Origin of the sequence: Maribellus maritimus (assembly GCF_022267315.1) — a bacterium.
Lineage (GTDB): Bacteria > Bacteroidota > Bacteroidia > Bacteroidales > Prolixibacteraceae > Draconibacterium > Draconibacterium maritimum.
In genome coordinates this window covers 1-1,225 of the sequence record NZ_JAIKLE010000140.1, presented here as the reverse complement: position 1 = coordinate 1,225, position 1,225 = coordinate 1, and the positions used below count along the sequence as shown (strand labels likewise).

Sequence of the window (1,225 nt, the reverse complement as noted above, 5' to 3'; positions counted from 1 at the left end):
TTTGAGTGGCGGGTTCATGATTCTTTGGTTTTATTTGTTAGTTATTTTCAGGTTTGTTTCTGTTAGTACAATCCGTTAAACCCGGAAAGGTAACCCTGGATATGAGGTGCTTGGCAACATAAAACGGGATTTTTATCTTTTCCAAAGTTTGGAGTTTTGGGTGTTACAAACCACGCGATGAAATCGCACGGGAGCGGGGTTTTTCAGTTCGGTTACCCAGCCGGTGCGTTGGAACTGATAATTGCAATTCCAATTATCAATAAAATTACTGTTATCTTTTTCATGACATTCTATTTTATTTTAAAATTGATTTTAAATGTTAAACTTCCGGTCTCAATATCTCCAAAATGAAAATTATGAGTAAAACTTGTAACATATCTTCCATTTTCGAGTGAAACTTTATTCAGGCCTTTGAAAGCACCATGCATCGCAAAAAACTTGTCTCTACTATCCTGCCAGAGACACATAAAACTACTACTCATATCATCATGTATATATCGCATTTCATTTGAAGTAAGATATCCTGGTAATAATCCAAAGGGTCTTCCAAAGTTGTGAGTACGATTGTGGACTGAAAAAAAATCAACGTTTTCATAAAAGCTATAATCATGGAAAATAAGGCTTTTCCCAGTATTATTTTTAATTGAAAATTGGAAAGTGAAGTTTTCACCTTCATCAAAAACTGTAGAAGGTTCACCTTGCTCATTCAACAGGCAAAATTTAAATTCAATACCATTTACTTCTTTTTGTATTATGGCATCTTCATCGCCAATATTTAGTTCAAAAAAATCGTCTTTCTGGCAACCTGCTGTTGTAACACCAAACAACAGGACGATTAAACTTAGTTTTAGAATTTTTAATTCCATAATTAGAGTATTTGGTCGTGAGTAATTTGTACAGAGTACTTTTTGTATTCAGGGTAACGGTAGTTACCGGGAGTGAGCGCAATTAGGTGGCGATTCTGTTTGGAGGAGCGGGCTAAACAACCTTGTTGCTGCCCGGGAATGTTTTAAAAGATTTGGTTTACGGGGCATGTTCATTTTTTAGGTTTTTATAGTTATAGATTTCAGATGAGTTTAATTACCAAAAGGTTGCGTTGAGAAGTGGCGTAGGGAATATTCACGCCTTACGGCGCGTAAGTAAAGGTTTTTTGAGTGGCGGGTTCATGATTCTTTGGTTTTATTTGTTAGTTATTTTCAGGTTTGTTTCTGTTAGTACAATCCGT

General features: G+C 35.6%; 1 protein-coding gene. It reads right to left on the bottom strand.

Annotation, left to right across the window (positions count from 1 at the left end; translation table 11 throughout):
- Positions 1 to 290: 290 nt before the first annotated feature.
- Positions 291 to 866, bottom strand: a complete 576-nt coding sequence (locus tag K5G00_RS29380; protein ID WP_238770195.1) for a hypothetical protein — start codon at positions 864 to 866, stop codon at positions 291 to 293.
- Positions 867 to 1,225: the final 359 nt, after the last annotated feature.

Coding starts and splice junctions, on each gene's coding strand:
- K5G00_RS29380 (WP_238770195.1), bottom strand. CDS start 866: ATGGAATTAAAAATTCTAAAACTAAGTTTAATCGTCCTGTTGTTTGGT.